This window comes from Variovorax sp. 01N429, from assembly GCF_056399425.1.
Map to the genome: position 1 here is coordinate 1 of NZ_JBFTRG010000177.1, position 400 is coordinate 400.

The 400-nt window shown below is 75.5% G+C and carries 1 protein-coding gene; it reads right to left on the reverse strand.

Going from position 1 to position 400, the window contains the following annotated elements; all coding sequences use genetic code 11:
* On the reverse strand, nt 1-400 hold a 400-nt coding region (locus AC1DSF_RS31135; RefSeq protein ID WP_478184169.1), incomplete at both ends, for an aminotransferase class V-fold PLP-dependent enzyme.

A 400-nucleotide genomic window follows, 5' to 3' on the forward strand; every position in this document is an offset into this window, starting at 1 on the left:
ACGTTGGACGCGCCGGTCACGCACACCAGCCGCGGCGTGCCCGGGTCGCTCGCGGCGAGCGCGGCGTCGAGCGCGGCGACCGCTTCGGCGTGGCTGCCGGGCGCGGGCAGCTGGGTGACGTCGGCGGTGCGGCGCCACGGCAGCAGCGCCGCGTGGTGCTCGGTCTCGAACACGAACACCCGGGTGCCGGCCGGGAGCGCGGCGGCGAGCAGGTTGAGGGAGTCGGTGGTGCTGCGGGTGAACAGCACGACGTCGTCGGCGCGGGCGTCCAGGTAGCCGGCGACGGTGGCGCGGCTCTGCTCGTACAGGTCCGTGGACAGCTGCGACAGGTAGCCGGCGCCGCGGTGCACGCTGCCGTAGTAGGGCAGGTACGCGGCGACGTCGTCCCACACCCGCTGGA